Below are 18,941 nucleotides of genomic sequence, written 5' to 3'. Positions count from 1 at the left end.
GAAGCTTCAGCTGTCATCGCCTTTCGTTTCGTCCCCGCCCTCTTCAGAGCGGATGCGATAGCCCATGCCGCGCACGGTCTCGATCAGGTCGACACCCATTTTCTTGCGCAAGCGACCGACAAAGACTTCAATCGTATTGGAATCGCGGTCAAAATCCTGATCGTAGAGATGTTCGATCAGTTCAGTACGCGAGACCACCTCATCCATATGGTGCATCAGATAGGACAGAAGCCGATATTCGTGCGAGGTAAGCTTGAGCGCAACGCCGTTGACACTTGCCTTCGACGTTTTCGTATCAAGATAGAGCGGCCCGCAGACGAGTTCCGACGAAGCATGTCCCGCAGCGCGGCGGATCAGCGCGCGCAACCGCGCAAGCACTTCCTCGATATGAAAGGGCTTGGCCACATAATCGTCGGCTCCGGCGTCAATACCGGCAACCTTGTCGCTCCAGCGATCGCGGGCCGTAAGCATGAGAACAGGCATTGTACGCCCGCTGCGCCGCCAACGCTCCACGACGCTGATGCCATCCATACGCGGCAGGCCGATGTCGAGCACCACAGCATCATAGGGCTCCGTATCGCCGAGATAATGCCCTTCCTCGCCGTCATAGGCACGGTCGACCACATAACCGGCAGCAGCCATTGCTTCGGAAAGCTGCCGGTTCAGGTCCTTGTCGTCTTCAACGATCAGGATACGCAAGCGGACATTCTCCCTCAATCTACGAAAAACAGCGGCAAAAGCTGTAGTTATTGAGCGGGAACAGCCACTTCAACGCGGCGTGGACGCTCGCCATCGCGGCCTGGCACAAGCACCACGACCACGCACATGGGACGCCCGTTCTGAGTCGTGGCGGTGGCCTTGGCAAGCTGACCGCCCTGCTGGGCAGCCACCTGTTCGCCGACCGCCGCACAATCTCCGGCGGCAGCGACAATGAGATTGGATTTCTGCGGCGCAGTCATCGGCAAGGCACCGGCATCGACCGGCAGCAAGCCAATACTAACCGCTAGAAGCGCGAAAACTTTGAGTGCAGAATTTTGTTTCATCATGCCGCCTTATATAGCGCCCCACAGCTGAACGATGCATGAACAACCATTCCTCTTCCGGGCCCAAAGGAAAATTCAGCCCCTGACTATCACGCTTTGTGAAATTATGAAATGCGTGAAGTGCCTTCTATACGACCGATTACCGTAACAATTCCGACAATTGCGGTCGCCTGTTGTAGCAGAATATCCGTTAAAGCATCCTGATCGATCAAGACGGTTGCGGTTCCGGAAGCACTAGAGAATGATTAAAAAACGAAACGAAACGAAACCAGTTGAACCAGGATCGACCAAGGCCATCCTCTATCTCAACCAATGAGCCTTTCTTTCTGGGGAATTATTGTCGACATGCGGAGGACGACTGAACCTACATGTCCGTTCCTTGCCCAGACCCATACAACACTAAACAGGAATGCCATGGACGAGATCGGTCTGTCTTCTGACATATCGACAAGTGTCTAGGTCTGACTGCTTTTTGCTTCCTCTATAGCAAAACAGCTAGGGGGACACTTGATTCCCGAAAGGTGGCTGCCAAACTCTTCTTGAACACCGAGAACAGTATTTTACGATTTCATCCATCGTCAGGATTCGTCATCGTTTCTTTTTCTTCAGGAAGTAGCCCGGGTATAGGCGCATGTTTCAGTCGTTCGGACAAATGCTGAAAAACCCCGAGAACCGACCACGCCGCCAAGCTTGTAACCGCGGATCCTATCAACATCAGTTCCTCCCGGCCAAGCAATCCTCCAAGAACCACTACTTCTGAAATCTTGACGCCTGCTGCGCCACCGAAAACAATGCCACAGATCACGCCGACCGCGAAACGGATCGCAGCTTCTCGCTTTCCTCGCGGAGCCATATAGGCGAGCGACATAAAAGAGCCTGCCATTGCACCCGCCATCTTGGCGAACCAGATCCACGTAACCTCAGAGGTAAATATTGCATCCTTAAGGTCAATCATGATGGTTTCCTTTCATGTTGCAGACCCAGATGCCAACCGCATCGCATTTTTTCTGTCTATGAAAACTACTCCGCAAGTGTACTGCCCCACTGAACTCCGCCTCATGAGTTTAATCGGGAGTTTTGTTGCACTTGCGGCGCGGCGCGAGATCATCTTTTCGTTGTCCAAAGAGAAGAAGACCCAAATTGGCCAATGTCTCATTACGATTTTTGCGGCAAAAACTTTATCCTCGACCAGTGGCCTCAAAAGACATCACCCTGAAAAGCCTCCACAGCTTTTCAGGGTGATGTTTGCATGCGTCGAAGGGAGATAAACCTGATTAGTCAGAACTCTTTGATTGTATATGAAACCTAGCAAAGCAGCGTTACGCAGTCAAGGATTATTTTCCTATAATTGATTTTATTCCTGACGCCAAAAAGCTGCGAGCGCCTTAACCATTTCACATGAGGTGTGGCTTATTTATCTGCTATGATGGAACGGTAATTTCGCCTTTCTCCGAAACCAACCATGCCGAAGTCAGTGTTCATGCGTAAAACGGCAGATAAAGACCCCGAAAGCGAGAAGCGCAAACCCTTCAGGGCGTCGCGCCTGATCGGGCTTGACGCATGGATCGATTCCACTCTCTACAGCCTGCGCTACAATCTCGGCGAGTGGTGGGAAAATATCACCATTTTCTCACGGCGTTTTCGCGTGCGCGGCTTCCGGCGTTTCGTGGTCGAAGTTCTCGATGAAGGGTTTACGCTCGGCGTTGGCGGTGCGGTGTTGATGCTCGTCCTCGCCCTGCCTGCCTTCGAGGAAACCAAGAAGGACTGGCGCGCGCAGGACGATTATGCCGTTACCTTCCTCGATCGCTACGGCAATGAAATCGGCCAGCGCGGCATTCTGCATCGTCAGGCCGTGCCCATCGACGAATTGCCGGATCACGTCATCAAGGCTGTGCTCGGCACCGAGGACCGGCGCTTCTTCGACCACTACGGCATTGATTTCTGGGGCCTGACTCGCGCACTCAGCCAGAACATGCGCGCCAATGGTGTCGTGCAAGGCGGCTCGACCATCACGCAGCAGCTTGCCAAGAACCTTTTTCTCTCCAACGAGCGCACCATCGAACGCAAGATCAAGGAAGCCTTCCTCGCGCTCTGGCTGGAAAGCAATCTCAGCAAGAAGGAAATCCTGCAGCTTTACCTCGACCGCGCCTATATGGGCGGAGGAACCTTCGGTATTGCTGCCGCTTCGGAATTCTATTTCGGCAAAAGCGTGAAGGATGTCTCGCTGGCACAAGCCGCGATGCTGGCCGGCCTTTTCAAGGCGCCCGCCAAGTTTGCGCCGCATGTCAATCTGCCCGCAGCGCGTGCGCGTGCCAATGTCGTGCTTTCCAACATGGTTGAAAGCGGCTTCCTGAGCGACGGACAAGTGGCCGTTGCACGCCGTCATCCGGCAAGCGTCATCGACCGCGCCAAGAATGAGAGCCCGGATTACTTCCTCGACTGGGCTTTCGAGGAGGTGAAAAAGGTCGCCGCCAAAATTCCACAGCACACATTGATCGTGCGCACGACGCTCGACCGCAACCTGCAGAAGGCGGCAGAGGAATCACTGGAGTATCATCTGCGCCAGTTCGGCAAGGATTATAATGCTGCAGAAGCTGCGACCGTGGTCATTGCCAATGACGGGTCCGTCCGTGCGCTTGTTGGCGGGCGGGACTACGGCGAAAGCCAGTTCAACCGCGCCACCAAGGCATTGCGGCAGGCCGGTTCGTCCTTCAAGCCCTATGTCTACGCGGCAGCGATGGAAAAGGGCCTGACGCCCAGCACCATCGTTTCGGATGGTCCGATCAGCTGGGGTAACTGGTCGCCTCGTAATTACGGCCGCAGTTTTGCCGGTCGTGTGGACCTGACGACCGCACTTGTCCGTTCATTGAACAGCGTACCGGTGCGGCTGGCGCGCGATTATCTGACCACAACCCCCATCGTAGCCCTCACCAAGGCGATGGGCGTGGAATCGCCGATCTCGTCACACAAGACCATGGTGCTCGGCACATCGGAAATGACGGTGATGGATCAGGCCACCGGCTTCAACGTGTTTCCGAATGCGGGCATGGCCGGTAACCGTCATGCATTTACGCAGATCGTTTCGTCGGAAGGCAAGGTTTTGTGGGACTTTGGTCGCGATGCACCGAAGCCGCACAGGGCGCTGTCGGAAAAGGCCGCACTCGAAATGAATTCCATGCTGGTGCAGGTGCCCGAACGCGGCACCGGACGCCGGGCGGCATTGCCGATGACGCGGGTGGGTGGCAAGACCGGCACGACACAGAACTATCGCGATGCATGGTTCGTCGGCTTCACCGGCAATTTCACGGCGGCTGTCTGGTTCGGCAATGATAATTTCACGCCGATGAAAGACCTGACCGGCGGCATCCTGCCAGCCATGGCCTGGCAGCGCATGATGGCCTATGCGCACCAGAATATCGAGTTGAAGCCAATACCCGGCGTTACTCCGCCTTTCCCGGCGCCGCCCAAGAAGAGCGAGCCGCAAGTGGCAAATGCCAAGCCGGAAGAAACCATGGCAGCACCGCCGCGCGTCCTTTCGCCCATGTCGACAAAAGTTATCAAAGAACTGCATGACCGCTTCCTTGCGGCTCCGCCTCTGCCTAAGATCGCCGAACGCACGAAAATATCGGTACTCTGAGGGGCGATGTTCAAAAGGATATTCAACTCGGCGATTGTGCTTGTGCTGGCGCTTGGCGGCGGCATCTGGAGCGTCGACAAGGTTCTCGACCGGTTTGAAGGTTTCGGAGAACTTCGTGTCGGGGTCTGGAGCGCCTATCCGGCGGCAGGCACACCCGATGCCGACCCCTATTCCAAGGCTCGGGCTGCTCGCAAAGCCTATCTGGCGCTTGGAACGGCTGAAGGCCTGCCCTTCTATGCGCGCAGCGACAGTAGCGGGCGCACCCTCCGGCGCGGCTGCACCTATCGCCTGAGTGGCTTGACGCCACCGGCCCGATTCTGGACCGTCTTTCCCGCCTCACCTGATCTCGAACCGATCCCGCCGCGCGAAGGACTGCAGGCAGCGCTGCATTCCCGCGAAGTGCTTTATGACGATGACGGTAGCGTCACAATCACCATCGGCCCCGATGCAGCTTCCGGCAACTGGTTGCCAGTGGAAGGAAGCGGCGATTTCGTTCTTGTCATGACGCTCTATGATACGCCTGCGGCATCATCCTCCGGCCTCTCCGATCTGGTGATGCCAGGTCTCACCCGTGTTCCGGGTGCAAACAAGGGGGCGTGCCGTGGCTAGAATTCTCCACCTCGTTCTCCTCGGCATCGTCGGTGCCGCGATTGTGCATATCGCAGTCCTTTTCCTCGTTCCTTTCTATTCCGACAAGAACGCCTGGTCGCGGATCGAAACCGGAAGCGAGCCATACCGTTTCCACAGGCTGGACGAAAAGACCGGCCCGGTCAGCGACAGCGACCCGCTGGTACAGGAAGCCACCTGTCGCTTCGATCTTGCCGATGGTCCCGTGCACATCACGACCGGGGCAAATGTGCCCTATTGGTCGCTCTCGATCTATGCGCCCAACGGAGACAATCTCTATAGCCTCAACGACAGCGTTTCCAACGAACGCAAGCTCGATCTGATCCTTGCCGATCCCATCGGCATGGCAAGTCTGCGCTCGGATGGTTCGCAAGCCGATGCACGTTCCATCCTGATTGAGCAGAATATCGGCGAAGGTGCCGCCGTGCTGCGCGTTTTCGTGCCTGACGCGACGTGGAACACGGAAGTGCGGCGCTTCTTTGCGGAGGCGGAATGCGCGCCGTTTGAAGGGCTCTAGATACCCGACCCAAATGCTGTTTCTTTATGGCACGGTTAATGAGTTGCTAAGGCTTCAACGCTACTATCCGGAATACCGACCCATGCGGGGTGCATTTGCGCATCAACCGGCTGCCGCCGGATGCGTGATCTGCAATTTGGGGCGGGTGAGTTGTGTGCCTACCGGAGTATTCTGCGTGACAAATGAACAGTTCCGCGCCCTGGAGGATATTTCAGGCCACCGGAGCCCGTCGAATTCAAAAGCGGGGAGCAGCAAGGCGGACGACCTTCTGGCGGCCGCAATTTCGGCGTTCGCGGGTATCACGCGCCCCGGACGGCAGGACATGCAACAGCTTGAAGATCTCGCCATGCCGCTACTGCAATGCGCGTCCACCCGCGGCAAGCGTCATGCAGCCAATGCGCTGGCACAATTGGAAGACGCACCGCGCCGCCTCATTCTGACGCTGGCCGACGACCCCGTCGAAATCTCCGCACCGATCCTGTTGCGCTCTCCCCTTCTGCGCCCTTCCGACCTCATCGAGATCATCGGCAAGAACGGTCTTGCCCATGCGCGCGCCATTGCGCGACGCCAGTCCGGTGACGTTCTTTTGCAAGGCGTGCTGCGCAGTTTCGCCGATCCGGTCATCGATCGCACGCTGACCCTTCAGGAAAATCTCGCCAATATCGAAGCCGAACCGCTCGAAAGGCCGGATGTACCTGACCTTTCTGCGGCCAGAGCGCCGCTGATGAAGGAAGACAGTTCCGAACGACTGGCGCGCGCGCTGCAACAGCCTTTCTTCGAGGCTGGTGCGACCACCGGTTCGCAGCATCTCATCGATACCGCACTGCTGATCGACAGCCAGTTTTTCCGCAATGCGCTGGCCGATACGCTCGACCTGTCCTTTGAACGGTCCGACGCGATCATCGGACAGTGGCCGGATTCGCATCTGCCGATTGCACTCAAGGCGCTCGGATTGTCGCCTGCGGAATGCTATCTCGTCATGACTGCCATTCTGGGGCCTATCGACACCAACCGCGACAGCCTGCGTGAGTTTGTGCATATTTATCGCTCCATCGACCGCGAAAAAGCGATGGCGCTCGTGCGGCGCTGGAAGGCGGAAGACATGTCGGCCATGCTGCGTGGGAAATTGCGTGAAATGGCCGAGGACGACACGCCACTCGCCGACGCCGCCAATTCCGATCACCCGTCGCTTCAGCGATTGGTGAAATAGAGTTCATCGGAAAGAAGTTTTAGAAAGCTTCTCCGTCTTGCGAAATCGAGAACAGTGCCGAGGCATCGGCTATATCTTCCAGTTCGACCAGCCACAGGTCGGGATCGAAGCGGGTTTCCCGCGCCATACGGTCACTTGCCGCCATGTCATCGGCATCGTGCAGAATGCGCAGGAACATGCGCTCGCCGTCATTATCCTCTTCATAAGAAGTTTGCGGCGCAGGCGAATATAGATCGCAGGTGCCGAAGCGTGAGCTTACCTTGATGAAGATTGCGCCCGCCTCCGGCGATCCGCGACGGGCAAGATAGGCAAAGCCGCCCTCGCCCTGAACCTTGCGGATCAAAGCCGAAACCCAGAAGTCGGATGTCAGGCGCATCGGAAACCCATCAGCTTATCAGGCCGATCTCACGCATCTTGGTGATCAGCGTCGCATCGATTTCGCCGGTTACCGGCATACTGAACAGTTTCTGGAATTCGCGCACCGCTTCCTGTGTCGTCTTGCCCGGCTGTCCGTTCACCGGCACGGTGTCATTGCCGAATGCCTTCAACCCGGCCTGTACGCGGATGATATCCTGCGAACTCACTTTCACCGATTGCACGGCGGGCGTTGCCGCCACCTGCTTTTTCGGCGCGGGCTTTTCATAGGAAGCGAGAGCGGGTTTCGGTTTTGAAACCGTTTCCGTCTTCAAAACGGCGGGCTGCGGGCGCGGCGTCGGAACCGCTACCTCGATGACTTTGGCAACATCGTCCTGAGCCGAGGCACTGTTTTGGGCATCGGCCTGCAACTGCGCCGGAATGTTTGCTTCCTGCACGCCGAGCTTCTGCTGCAAAGCGCGCCAGCGTTCCACCGCTTCGCGGGTCTGCGGCCCGGTGAAACCATCCACCGGTCCCTTGTAAATTCCAAGCGTCGAAAGACGTTGCTGCAGCCGTGCGATTTCCAGATCGGCATTGGGCGCAAGTGCCGGCAGCATGTCATCAACCGATGCGCTCATGTTCAGCCGGTCCGCCGACAGGCTCGCGGCTTCCAGCGGCTGGGCAGTCTCATTGTTTGCAGGTTCGGCAGAGGCGGTCTCGGTGGGCTTCGGGGCATTGTCACTTGCCGCCGCCGTGCCCGGCAGGACTGCACGTGGAGTCGGCTTGAACACAAAGTCCGGTCTTGTGCTGAAGAATACGGCCTTGTGCGCCTCCGGCTGATACCAGAGCGCATTAGCCGAGACGAAACTCATCACCACCAGAAACGCAGTTGCCCCGCCAGTCAGGACGGGGTTGCGCACGATGAAATCTCCGGCAGCGATTGCAAGTGCCGAAGCCGATGTGAAGAAGAAGTGGAGGAGCCGCGAGCCGAGACTACGCCGTTTTGCGGGTTTGCGCATCTTTCTGCTCCCGGATTTGGCTGTTGTCTTCGTCGTTCTGCCAGTCATTACGCCTTTCCCCCTGGTGACGGTGCATGTCGATCACCATGCCAAGCTCTGGGCCAAGTTCCTGATATTCGTCTTCTCCCATGACAACCTGCGGGCCTGCCACCGGAAGGCGAATCGTGACGATCGTGCCTTCGCCGGGGCAACTCTTGAGTTGCATGCTTCCCTGATGCAGTTCCACCAGCCCCTTGACCACGGAAAGTCCGAGGCCACTTCCCTCCTGCGCGCGCGTATAGTTATTGTCGGCGCGCACGAATGGCGTGCCGATGCGCTGCATATCTTCCGGCTCGATGCCGATGCCCGTATCCGACACACTGATTTCCAGCATCGCACGCCCGCTCGCCATCACGCGGGTTGCATCGATGGTGACGCAACCGCCGCTTTGTGTGAACTTCACCGCATTACTGGCCAGATTGAGCAGAATCTGCTGAATGGCGCGGCGATCCGCCACCAGTTCACCAATGCCTGCGCCGACGCGGTGGCAGAAGGCAACGCCTTTCTTTTCAGCCTGCGGCAGCATGACAGAGGTGCACATTTCAGCCGCGTCACGGAAAGCGAAATTCTGCGGGTCGATGCTGTAATTGCCGGTTTCCAGACGCGAATTGTCGAGAACAGCATTCACGAGTTCCAGCAGGTAATGGCCGGACTGGTGAATGAGGCCTGCATATTCGCGCTGCTTCTCATTGGCCAGCTTGCCGCCCATTTCATGCGACAGCATATCGGAAAAGCCGATGATCGAATTGAGCGGCGTGCGCAGCTCATGGCTGACGGCTGCAAGCAGACGGCCCTTGCCGATGCGCTCCGATTCAAGCTCCGCTTTCAGTGTTGCAATCTCGTCCAGAAGCTTCTGCTCGCCTTCGAGCGAGCGGCCAACCAGCGTGATAGCGCGAGCGCTTGCGGCACCTTCGAGACGATAAGTGCGGAAGACCGTATCGCCATTTTCGATGGAGCGCAGGCGCACATCGATCTTGCTGGAAGCGGAACCGGCGCGAAGATCGGCCAGAAGCGAAAGATATTCTACACGGTCGGCGACATGAACACGGTCGATGAGCGCCGTGCCTTCCAGCATTTTGGACTGTACGCCCAGAAGCTTTGCCGAATTCATATCGACCGAGGCAACCACGCCATCCGAATCGAGGCTGAACTGCAGGTCACCCGCAGCAACCGCGGCTTGCGGCGCGGTGACCTTGATCTGCGCGGGCTTGGCGGCGCTCGCATAACCACGTGCAACAAGGCTTGCCGCATAAAGTACCAGAACAGCGACGGACACATAGCTGCCGCCGGAAATGGCGCCACCGCTTGCCGTCGCAAAATAGCCGAGAACCATGGCCGCGAATGCGGCGCCTGCTGCTGCGGCGGCAGGCTTGCGGGTCGCAAACCAGACTTCAAGCGGCAGACCAGCCGCCATTAACCACAAAACCGCGTTGCCATGAGAAAAAGCGCCAATGGCAGCAAGACCCACGCCATAGGCAGCGAAGTTCAGGCCAGCCAGAACAGGTGCGGCGACGCCCATCAGCGACAGCGCGCAAAGGATCATGGCGACGCCTGCAAAGCTTGCTGCAAGAATCGCAAATTCCGTAAAGCCCGGTGTCACACCCGAAGCGAGCACGGCCGCACAAAGCAGGACCGGCGCGGTGATGACCGAACCGATAACACGTATGGAGGCCGCATCGGGACTGGATACCCAATGGCGGCAGAAACGTTCGTAAAAACGGCTGATCGCCTGCACATTCATGCGGACGGTCTCTGCTGTTTTCAAAAGAATGGCGTTCAACGTGCCGTACTCACTCAATACTCTTGCATTGTCAAAACCGGAAAACCGTTCGCCGTGACGACGCTCTCCCAGCCAGCAACAGATTGCAGCCGAGGCTTTAAAGAAACGATAAAACGAAACCGCCCAAAGCGGATAAGTGACGCGCCGGGTCTGCTTTTCTGCCTATGGTAAACAGAGAGTAGCGATCAGGCGGCGAAACCACAGCCGCGGCACAATTTTGACGTTCAAAAGCTTTACCATGACGCACATCTTGTCCGAAAACCGTTTCACACTTTTCGCGATGCGCTCCAATAAACCGAACAGTTACGGAATTTTTTCCAATTCATCCGACATTGACGCAAACCGAAGGCACGCAACCGCAAGAAGGCAATGATCCGTTTTCTCATCAAATCCGTTTTCTGGTTGTCGTTGGCATTCATCGTGATGCCGCGCTTTTTCCCTGCGGATGAGCAAAACAAGCCGCAGGAGAAGCCAACCATTGCCGAGACGAAGCGGGAGCCGGATTCAATCGATCAGCTTCTCGCTAATGGCAAAACCGCCGTGGAACTGGGCAAGCTGTGCATCGACAACCCATCCTTCTGCCAGAACGGTACCTCGCTTGTTTCCGGCGCCGGGAGCGGCCTTCTGGAAGGAAGCCGCGTGGCCCTCGAATATCTGAGTGATCGTTTCGGCACCAAGCCGCAACCGCCTGCAAAAGTGGAACCGGCAGCCGCCACCCCTGTGCAGGCCGCAATCGGCATTCCCATCCCGACCTCGCGGGACGAAGCCCTGCGCGCACTGGACCGTCGCCCGACTGGTTCAATTCAACGCTAAAGCTTTTTTAGACACGCAGCTGGGTGCGCTCGAGTTTTCCGTGACCTTGCAGCGTTTCATGACTATATAAGCGGCAAGAAACTTCTTTCAGGCGAGTATTATGACCACGACCATCGATAGCATCATGTCCGATTTCGAATTTCTCGACGATTGGGAAGACCGCTATCGCTATGTCATCGACCTCGGCAAGGAACTGCCGCCCTATCCCGACGATGCACGCGACGCTGCACACAAGGTTCAGGGCTGCGTCAGCCAAGTCTGGCTGAAGACGCTGCCACAAGACGGCAACGATCCGGTCATCGAGTTTCTTGGCGATTCCGATGCGCATATCGTGCGTGGTCTGGTGGCCATCGTGCTGGCACTTTATTCTGGCCACAAGGCTTCAGAAATTCTCGCGGTGGACCCGGAAGCCATTCTGAAAAAGCTCGGCCTCGATGAACATCTGACACCGCAGCGCTCCAACGGACTGCGCGCCATGGTGGCACGCATCCGTCGTGAAGCAGAGCTTGCGAAAGAATCAGCCTAAGAACCCGTTCCAAAAGTCGCCCTGTGCGGCTGCAAATGGCAATTTACCTGCGCTCCGGTACTCATGTACCAAAAAGTACATTGCGCTCCGGTACTCGAAAATCACCATTTTCGCACTCACATGCCGCTTTTTGATTCAGGCTCTAAGAGTTTCTCAACCGACAAGGCTGCGGCGAGCAGCCTTTTATCCGTGCCGCCGCGCGCGCTGAGCATGAAGCCGGTCGGCAGTGTCATGCCCGGCATGGGCACGGTGATGCTGCACAGGTCGAACTGGTTTCCGACCTGCGTATCACGCAGCAGCAGCCCTTCCACACGGTCATATTCAGCCTCGTCATTGCTGACCGAAGCAATCGTCGGCGCAACAATCGGCGTAGCGGGCGTTACGAACATATCGAAGCCGCTCAGGCGCTCGTCCATTTGCCGAACCAGCGTTGCGCGTGTTTCCATGATCCCGCGATAGGTTTCCATCGGAACCTTGACGCGGACGGACAGCGGGTGCTTCACACGAATATCGACATTGGCGTCAGGATCGCTAAGCCAGGTCGATGCGTGGATATGACTTGCCTCGATCCCGGCGATTGAGCCAACGCGGGTTGCCTCACGCAGGCGCTGGATCAGATCGTCGACTTCCAGATCGGCGATGATCGCTCCTGCCTTTTCAAGAAGCGCAACCGTTGCTTCGAAGTGCTTTGCGACGTCGGGCTCCATATCGGCCAGAAGATAGCCTTTCGGCAGTGCAATGCGCAGACCCTTCAGCGGCAAGGCGTTCGGCAACACGGGCGTTTCGCCTGCCATAATCGCATCGCTTATAATGGCGTCGGCTACTGTCCTGGTCAGCGGACCAACGGAATCGAGCGACGGCGCCAGCGGAAACGCACCGTCGAGCGGAATGCGCCGGGCGGTCGGCTTGAAGCCGACAATGCCGTTCAGCGCTGCCGGAATGCGCACCGATCCCCCAGTATCCGAACCGATAGCGATCTCGCTTGTTCCTTCCGCTGCCGAAACTGCCGCACCCGACGACGATCCGCCCGGAACGCGCGTCGGATCAATCGCATTGCCCGGCTCGCCGTAATGCGGATTGAGGCCGACCGGCGTGAAGGCGAACTCCGTCATCTGGGTCTTGCCGACAATGACCGCACCCGCATCGCGCAGACGGCTGACAATCTTGGCATCCTGTGTCGCCGGGGCAGCATCGCGGCGAATAACCGAACCGGCAAGCGTCGGCTCTCCGGCAACATCGAAGAGATCCTTGATCGAAACAATGCGCCCGTCGAGCGGCCCAAGGGCGCGCCCATCACGAAGACGCGCATCGGCGGCGTCAGCCTCAGCGCGCGCTTGCTGTGCATAGACCTTGCTGAAAACGTGTTCGCTTGCTGTCCGCGCTTCCAGACGCGACAGGATGCTTTCCAGCCGATCCCGTACCGAATTCATGTGATTTCTCCCCACTTCCCCAACGGACACAAAGTCCCTTTGAGAAAGAGGCGATAGCCCCGCCCCGGAAAGGTGTCAATGAGTGCGCCACCTCACATATTCTGCGGACGCATTTGCGGCCGGTAGTCGTCTGCTCCCCAATGCAGGACAGCGCCTCTGCCCCGCTCCTTTTCGAGTTGAGGATTGTAGTGCCGGTGCAGCGCGGCCAGACCGACCTTGAGCAGCATCTTGGCAGAACGAACGGGCCATTGCCGCTCACGTTCCACGGTTTCAAGCCCTTTCAGGAAGCAGCAGACATCAACCAGAACGCCGTTCAGTTCCGGCCCGACTGCTTCCAGCGCCCGCTCGACGCGGATGCGGCTGGCCAGCGCGATATCGGTCAGCTCTGCCATGCCGCCCGGCCCGCTGCGCCCGCCGCCAACACTGGTGTCCCAGCGCATGGTGACGGACGGCATCAGCGATCCGCGTGTGAAGTCGGCCCGCAGCCTTTCACCGGCAAGGAACTCGCTCTCCGAGATAAAGGAAGAACCATTCGCATTCTTGCGCCTGTAGAGCATCGCAAGAGGCGATTCCTCTGGATTGATCTCAATCTTTTCGCCCTGCTCATAGTCAATCGTCTGCAAGGTTCTTGCCGGGTTGCGCAACGGCTTGCCGCCTTCCTTTGCGCGCTTGATAGTGGGCTGCGATGAAACAAGCCGTTCCTCATTCCAATACAGCAATCCCTTTTTCTGCATGGCCTCCAATTCGGCGCGGGAAGCAGCGATGGTCCCCTGATCCGTTGCAAGCAAGACATGCGAAGCGCGAATGGAATCCTGAACCTCGCAGCCGCCATTTTTCAGAAAGCGCATAATTCTCGCTTCGGACGCTAACAATTGGGTGGTCATGCCGCCAACCTCCAGGCCGTGAAAGCACTTTGCGCAATGCGTTCGAATGTCGAGACGATCGCATCGAACTCCGTATCGTCGCGCATGTCCTCCACCAGATGGCAGGCATGCATTACGGTTGTCCGGTCTCGCGCAAATCCGGCAGCCACTTCACGCATGGCCAGCCCGAAAGCCGTGTGCGCGACATACATGCCGATCTGCCGCACACGCGCCACCTCTCGCCTGCACCGCAGTGGTGACCGCAATTCCGCGCCGGAAACACCGAACATAGTCACCAGCAGATCAATAAGGGCATCGCACAGCGCTATGTTCTGCTGCTCCCGCGACCGGTCGGCGACACCCTCTACCCTTCCAAGGTTAAGGCTTCGCCCATGCCGCACCGCAAGCAACTTCAATGCTTCGAAAGCTTCCGCCCGTGTATGAATGACATCCGATAGTTCCAAAGACATTCATCTTTCCTCGCCAAAATAGGAATATCTTCTTATACGGAGAAAATTGCAAGTGTGGATAAGTTTCGTAGAAGGAATTGCTGTCTGCGGTTAGTTTCGACAGCTCTAACATAGGCTAAAGCCTTGCCAAAACGGCATTAACGCGTTTGAATCCATCGCGTTTGATGGCCATCTTACAGAAAAATCAGAAAGAATCTAGGAATATTATCCAACGACATTTCGCGTGGCTCATGCTCATTCGCATCAAGAAATGAGGAATGATCGCCATGGACGCGGATCTGAAGCAAGCCCGCACACTATTTTTTGCCCGGCAAAAACAGAATCAACTGACCGCAATGCAACACATTGCCTTGCAGATCATCGCCGGCATCGATCTCGATGAAGTTCTCAAGGCCCCGCTGGAAGAGAAGGAACGGACCAAACGGCGTCTGACGCGTCTCATGGAAAGGGAGCGCCTGAAAGGAATGTGCGGCAACTGGAATTATGACCTGAACAGGCACATTGCACTAAAACAAGCATTCGACCGGATTGGTTGAAAAGACCATGCGCTTCCGGACGTGCTCAAATCCAAAACAAAATGGCCAGCATCTAGGAGCGTAAGCTCAACGATACTGGCCATTTCTATAAAGCTCTCAGAACAGACACTGCAAAGCGCGGTCCGCTCGACAGTCGGAGCGATTAAGCGTCCTTAGGCTTGCGGCCCAGGCCCATCTTCTTAGCCAGGCGCGAGCGAGCAGCAGCGTAGTTCGGAGCGACCATCGGATAGTTCGGGTCGAGATCCCACTTTTCGCGGTACTGTTCCGGCGTCATGTTGTAATGGGTCATCAGGTGACGCTTCAGCGACTTGAACTTCTTGCCGTCTTCGAGGCAGATGATGTAGTCGTCGTGAACCGACTTCTTCGGATTGACGGCAGGCTTCGGCTTCTCGACAACGACAGGCGCTTCTTCGCGTTCGACGTGACGCTTGAAAGCAGCGTGTACTTCAGCGATCAACAGCGGCAGTTCACCAGCGCGAATCGAATTATTGCCGACATATGCGGCGACAACATCTGCAGTAAGGCTCAGAAGCAGTTCCGCGCTTTCGTCGTGCGTGTCCAGATTTTCCATTGTATTTCCTTTTTACTTCTTATTGTTGCGTAATCGACGACTGGGGATCCCCGCCTGCCATCGTCGTTACGTATTCCTAAACCCTGCCCCATCCGTTCCCGGCTGCGAATACCAGTTGATAATGTCATTTGCAATAGAATTGTCAAACCACATTACATTAACAACAAGTCTTTCTTCTTGAATCATCAAATAGAAAAACTCGAACTCAACCTTACTAAGATGGGGAAACTTTGAATCGCGATGTGTTCGCGTTGCCGCCCCTGCCGTTTATTGAAGGATATGGATGAAGCTGCAGTTCACAGCCGTGCTTCCTTTAATTTGCTCGAACTGCGTTAGCAATAGTTTTCTCCCTCAAGTTTTCTTGTACGAAGTCCAAGACTAACATGTTTCCGCTAGGTAGCTTTTGGCGACAGAATCGGGCCTCAAAAAGGCATTGCTCAAATATATTTCAACGAAATCAACTCGCTTTCGCCACTTCGGCCAACTATATAAATATCACTATCACCCGCTAGTGGTCCGATTCCAACATTTGCATCCCTCGGTTCAAGCGCTGAGCAAATGTTGGTATCCAAAAGACCACTAGGAAGTATATGTATCTGGTGGATTTTTCGAATTTGACGTTTGAAACAGCATCTATGTCAGCCGGGATTCAAACGTCAAATTCAATCCACTAGAGCATGTCTCCCGAATGTGGGAACCGGTTTCGGGATAAAGACATGCGTAAAAACAAACAGATAGAGCATTTCCAATGATTCAATCAAAACAGGAAATGCTCTAGAAGGCACGGCTTACCGGCCTTGCAGCAAATCGAAACAGTTTTCATCGGAATTGTGGATGTCTCAAAGCTCCCCCCAACTTCAACCACCGCATGCAGCCAAACATCCGGTCAATGACACCCGCCACGGGATCACACGCACCGACGACTATGCTTGGTTGCGTGCGGACAATTGGCAGGAAGTATTCAAGGACCCGTCGGTTCTGTCCCCTGAAATTCGCACGCATCTGGAAGCAGAGAATGCATATCAGGCAGCGCTGATGAAGGACACGGAAGCGCTACAGAAAAGCCTGTTCGCAGAAATGCGAGGACGCATCAAGGAAGACGACTCCTCCGTCCCCGCGAAGGATGGGCCTTTCGCCTATGGCGTGTCCTATCGCACCGGCGGCGAGCAGCCCTATTTCATTCGCACGCCACGCGATGGCGGCGCGGAAACCATCCTTCTCGACGGTGACGTCGAAGGCAAGGACAAGGCCTATTTCCGCCTTGCATCAGCCGATCATGCGCCGGATCACCAGCTTTTGATCTGGGGTTACGATGACAAGGGTTCGGAATTCTACAAGCTGAAAGTCCGCGACCTGTCGTCCATGAAAGACCTTGAAGACATCGTCACCGACACGAATGGCGGCGGTGCGTGGGATGCGGAGAGCAAGGGCTTTTTCTATACGCGCCTTGATGAGAACCATCGACCGTCCAAGGTTTTCTATCACAAGGTGGGCACGGACCAGTCTGAGGACCATCTGATCTACGAAGAGAAAGATCCAGGCTTCTTCCTCGGTGTCGGCGGCTCGGCGCTGGACGACTATATCTTCATCGACATTCATGACCATGAAACGTCGGAATGCTGGCTCCTTCCAGCCAGCGATCCGGCGGCAAAGCCGCAGCTCGTCATGGAGCGCAAGACCGGTACGGAATATGACATCGCACCGGGTGGCGATGTGTTCTACATCCTGACCAATGCGGATGGCGCCAAGGATTTCAAGATATGCCAGGCGCCTGCTGCCACACCGCAGCCGGAAAACTGGGTCGAGGTCGTGGCGGAAAAGCCGGGGCGGCTGATCCTGTCACACTCCGCCTACAAGCATCATCTTGTCTGGATGGAACGCGATAACGGCCTGCCGCGCATCGTGATCCGTGATCGCGAAACCGGCGAGGAACATGCCATCGCCTTCGACGAGGAGGCCTATTCGCTCGGCCTTCACGGCAGCGCCGAATATGATACGGATGTGATCCGCTTCTCCTATTCGTCCATGACGACGCCGGAACAGCTCTTCGACTACAATATGCGGACGCGCGAGCGGAAGCTTTTGAAGACGCAGGAAGTTCCTTCCGGTCACAATGCGCATGACTATGTCACGCGCCGGGTGTTCGCCAAGGCTTCGGATGGTGAACTGGTGCCGGTGTCCCTGCTCTATCACAAGGATACAAAGCTCGACGGCTCCGCGCCCTGCCTGCTTTATGGCTACGGCTCCTATGGCATCACCATTCCGGCAAGCTTCAGCACGTCGCGGCTCTCGCTCGTGGATCGCGGCTTCGTCTACGCCATCGCGCATATCCGCGGCGGCAAGGACAAGGGTTTTGCCTGGTATGAAAACGGCAAGCGCGACAAGAAGGTGAACACGTTCACCGATTTCATCGCTGCCGCAAGGCACCTCGTTGCCGAAGGCTTCACCAGTCATGACCGCATCGTTGCGCATGGCGGTTCGGCAGGCGGCATGCTGATGGGCGCGATTGCCAATATGGCCCCCGACGCATTCGGCGGCATCATTGCCGAAGTGCCATTCGTTGACGTGCTGAACACGATGCTGGACGACACTCTTCCGTTGACCCCGCCGGAATGGCCCGAATGGGGCAATCCGATCACATCGGAAACGGATTACCGGATCATTGCCGGCTATTCGCCCTACGACAATGTCAGCCGTCAGGCCTATCCCGCCATTCTGGCCGTGGCAGGCCTTACCGATCCGCGCGTCACGTATTGGGAGCCTGCAAAGTGGGTCGCCAGACTGCGTGAGCTCAAGACCGACGACCATCCCGTCCTGTTCCGTATCAATATGGATGCGGGCCATGCCGGGGCGTCGGGTCGCTTCTCGCGACTGGAGGAAGTCGCCTATACCTATGCCTTCGCGCTCAAGGTGACAGGCAAGGCGGGCGACACGCTCTGATCCGCGAAAACAAGCATCGCGTCCGGCTTTTTTAGGATGCGATGCTTCCTTCATTTTTTGCATGTCTTGATCCCGAAACCGGTTCCCACTTACGGGAGACATGCTCTGAAAAAACGCGCTACTTCGCTTATGATCTTATAGTATTGTTCAATAGCTATTCTTTTTAGGGAAAAACCGATGTTGCGTCAGGTCATTGCCGTTTGCCTCACTTCCGCATCGCTTGCGGTTTCCGGCCTTGTCGCGTTGCCGATGTCGGCTGAAGCGCAGGTGCGCAAGGATGTCAGCGAATATGCGGGCCAGCGTTGCAGCGTGCCGAGAAAAGGCAGCGGCATCATCGTCGGCCAGTTCAGCGGCGTGGACGACTCGCCCTTCATCACAGGCGGCGACGGACTGGTTTCGATCGACCGTGTCCGGTGCTTCAGCAGCATGTCTGAATGCAAGGGCTGGCTCTATACGATGCAGAGCAAATATACCAATGCTGGCGCCGCTACTCTGGTGCGTTGCACCAAGCGCTGAAGCTGAACATAAAAACTGCGGTTTTCACGAAGCCTCGCGAATGGCATCCT

At 56.7% G+C, this 18,941-nt stretch carries 19 protein-coding genes; 9 read left to right on the top strand and 10 right to left on the bottom strand.

The window, feature by feature from the left end; translation table 11 throughout:
• Nucleotides 1-6 precede the first annotated feature (6 nt).
• The 3 genes from ABDF71_RS05220 to ABDF71_RS05210 all read right to left on the bottom strand — a co-directional run bounded on the left by ABDF71_RS05220 (nucleotide 7) and on the right by ABDF71_RS05210 (nucleotide 1,998).
• Nucleotides 7-699, bottom strand: a complete 693-nt coding sequence (locus ABDF71_RS05220; RefSeq protein ID WP_012092446.1) for a response regulator transcription factor — start codon at nucleotides 697-699, stop codon at nucleotides 7-9.
• Between the two features lie 47 nt (nucleotides 700-746).
• Nucleotides 747-1,043 (bottom strand): hypothetical protein, encoded by a 297-nt coding sequence (locus ABDF71_RS05215; protein WP_010661592.1) that lies wholly within the window; start codon nucleotides 1,041-1,043, stop codon nucleotides 747-749.
• A 568-nt stretch (nucleotides 1,044-1,611) separates the two neighbouring features.
• Entirely contained in the window at nucleotides 1,612-1,998 is a 387-nt protein-coding gene (locus ABDF71_RS05210) for a DUF6107 family protein (protein WP_278514110.1), read from the bottom strand.
• Nucleotides 1,999-2,505: 507 nt separating this feature from the next.
• Between ABDF71_RS05210 and ABDF71_RS05205 the strand changes: the two genes are divergently transcribed.
• From ABDF71_RS05205 to ABDF71_RS05190, 4 genes are all read left to right on the top strand, one after another.
• Nucleotides 2,506-4,680, top strand: coding sequence for a penicillin-binding protein 1A (locus ABDF71_RS05205; RefSeq protein WP_040129560.1), 2,175 nt, complete (start codon nucleotides 2,506-2,508; stop codon nucleotides 4,678-4,680).
• Nucleotides 4,681-4,686: 6 nt separating this feature from the next.
• Nucleotides 4,687-5,289, top strand: coding sequence for a DUF1214 domain-containing protein (locus ABDF71_RS05200; RefSeq protein ID WP_151612943.1), 603 nt, complete (start codon nucleotides 4,687-4,689; stop codon nucleotides 5,287-5,289).
• Nucleotides 5,282-5,824 carry a DUF1254 domain-containing protein gene (locus ABDF71_RS05195; RefSeq protein ID WP_012092451.1) on the top strand — a complete coding sequence of 181 codons (543 nt, stop codon included), beginning with the start codon at nucleotides 5,282-5,284 and terminating at the stop codon, nucleotides 5,822-5,824. Before ABDF71_RS05200 ends, ABDF71_RS05195 begins: the two co-directional genes overlap by 8 nt.
• 175 nt (nucleotides 5,825-5,999) lie before the next feature.
• Complete coding sequence (locus tag ABDF71_RS05190) at nucleotides 6,000-7,034, top strand: DUF2336 domain-containing protein (protein WP_012092452.1); 1,035 nt, start codon at nucleotides 6,000-6,002, stop codon at nucleotides 7,032-7,034.
• 19 nt (nucleotides 7,035-7,053) lie between these two features.
• Here ABDF71_RS05190 and ABDF71_RS05185 read toward each other — a convergent pair whose 3' ends face one another.
• From ABDF71_RS05185 to ABDF71_RS05175, 3 genes are read right to left on the bottom strand one after another with little or no spacing between them, the layout of a single operon-like run.
• Entirely contained in the window at nucleotides 7,054-7,410 is a 357-nt protein-coding gene (locus tag ABDF71_RS05185) for a DUF1491 family protein (protein WP_006472705.1), read from the bottom strand.
• Nucleotides 7,411-7,420: 10 nt separating this feature from the next.
• A complete protein-coding gene (locus ABDF71_RS05180) occupies nucleotides 7,421-8,407 on the bottom strand; it encodes a peptidoglycan-binding domain-containing protein (RefSeq protein WP_151607663.1) in 987 nt (328 codons plus the stop codon).
• Nucleotides 8,382-10,226 carry a sensor histidine kinase gene (locus ABDF71_RS05175; protein ID WP_500061655.1) on the bottom strand — a complete coding sequence of 615 codons (1,845 nt, stop codon included), beginning with the start codon at nucleotides 10,224-10,226 and terminating at the stop codon, nucleotides 8,382-8,384. Before ABDF71_RS05175 ends, ABDF71_RS05180 begins: the two co-directional genes overlap by 26 nt.
• Nucleotides 10,227-10,595: 369 nt before the next feature.
• Between ABDF71_RS05175 and ABDF71_RS05170 the strand changes: the two genes are divergently transcribed.
• Both ABDF71_RS05170 and ABDF71_RS05165 read left to right on the top strand, forming a co-directional pair.
• Nucleotides 10,596-11,039 carry a hypothetical protein gene (locus ABDF71_RS05170; RefSeq protein WP_278514121.1) on the top strand — a complete coding sequence of 148 codons (444 nt, stop codon included), beginning with the start codon at nucleotides 10,596-10,598 and terminating at the stop codon, nucleotides 11,037-11,039.
• A gap of 100 nt (nucleotides 11,040-11,139) precedes the next feature.
• The gene (locus tag ABDF71_RS05165; RefSeq protein ID WP_012092456.1) at nucleotides 11,140-11,565 is read left to right on the top strand and encodes a SufE family protein; all 426 of its coding nucleotides are present in this window, start codon (nucleotides 11,140-11,142) and stop codon (nucleotides 11,563-11,565) included.
• A 116-nt stretch (nucleotides 11,566-11,681) separates the two neighbouring features.
• On the opposite strand, the gene ABDF71_RS05160 is transcribed toward ABDF71_RS05165, so the two are convergent.
• From ABDF71_RS05160 to ABDF71_RS05150, 3 genes are all read right to left on the bottom strand, one after another.
• A complete protein-coding gene (locus ABDF71_RS05160; protein ID WP_500061238.1) occupies nucleotides 11,682-12,995 on the bottom strand; it encodes an amidase in 1,314 nt (437 codons plus the stop codon).
• Nucleotides 12,996-13,087: 92 nt separating this feature from the next.
• Entirely contained in the window at nucleotides 13,088-13,879 is a 792-nt protein-coding gene (locus ABDF71_RS05155; RefSeq protein WP_012092458.1) for a DUF6456 domain-containing protein, read from the bottom strand.
• Nucleotides 13,876-14,322, bottom strand: coding sequence for a helix-turn-helix domain-containing protein (locus ABDF71_RS05150; protein WP_029925331.1), 447 nt, complete (start codon nucleotides 14,320-14,322; stop codon nucleotides 13,876-13,878). Before ABDF71_RS05150 ends, ABDF71_RS05155 begins: the two co-directional genes overlap by 4 nt.
• Nucleotides 14,323-14,594: 272 nt before the next feature.
• On the opposite strand from ABDF71_RS05150, the gene ABDF71_RS05145 reads away from it, so the two are divergent.
• Nucleotides 14,595-14,864: a cytoplasmic protein gene (locus ABDF71_RS05145; protein ID WP_500061654.1), complete on the top strand. Its 270-nt coding sequence runs from the start codon at nucleotides 14,595-14,597 to the stop codon at nucleotides 14,862-14,864.
• Between the two features lie 142 nt (nucleotides 14,865-15,006).
• On the opposite strand, the gene ABDF71_RS05140 is transcribed toward ABDF71_RS05145, so the two are convergent.
• The gene (locus ABDF71_RS05140) at nucleotides 15,007-15,435 is read right to left on the bottom strand and encodes a Ros/MucR family transcriptional regulator (protein WP_010661576.1); all 429 of its coding nucleotides are present in this window, start codon (nucleotides 15,433-15,435) and stop codon (nucleotides 15,007-15,009) included.
• A gap of 834 nt (nucleotides 15,436-16,269) precedes the next feature.
• On the opposite strand from ABDF71_RS05140, the gene ABDF71_RS05135 reads away from it, so the two are divergent.
• Entirely contained in the window at nucleotides 16,270-18,375 is a 2,106-nt protein-coding gene (locus ABDF71_RS05135) for a S9 family peptidase (protein WP_151610290.1), read from the top strand.
• A 177-nt stretch (nucleotides 18,376-18,552) separates the two neighbouring features.
• On the top strand, nucleotides 18,553-18,891 hold the full coding sequence (locus tag ABDF71_RS05130; protein ID WP_040129572.1) for a hypothetical protein: 339 nt from the start codon (nucleotides 18,553-18,555) through the stop codon (nucleotides 18,889-18,891).
• Nucleotides 18,892-18,941 lie beyond the last annotated feature (50 nt).

It is taken from the genome of Ochrobactrum sp. WV_118_8 (assembly GCF_039631535.1).
In the GTDB taxonomy this organism is placed as follows: Bacteria; Pseudomonadota; Alphaproteobacteria; order Rhizobiales; family Rhizobiaceae; genus Brucella; species Brucella anthropi.
This window is presented reverse-complemented; position numbering and strand designations above follow the sequence as displayed.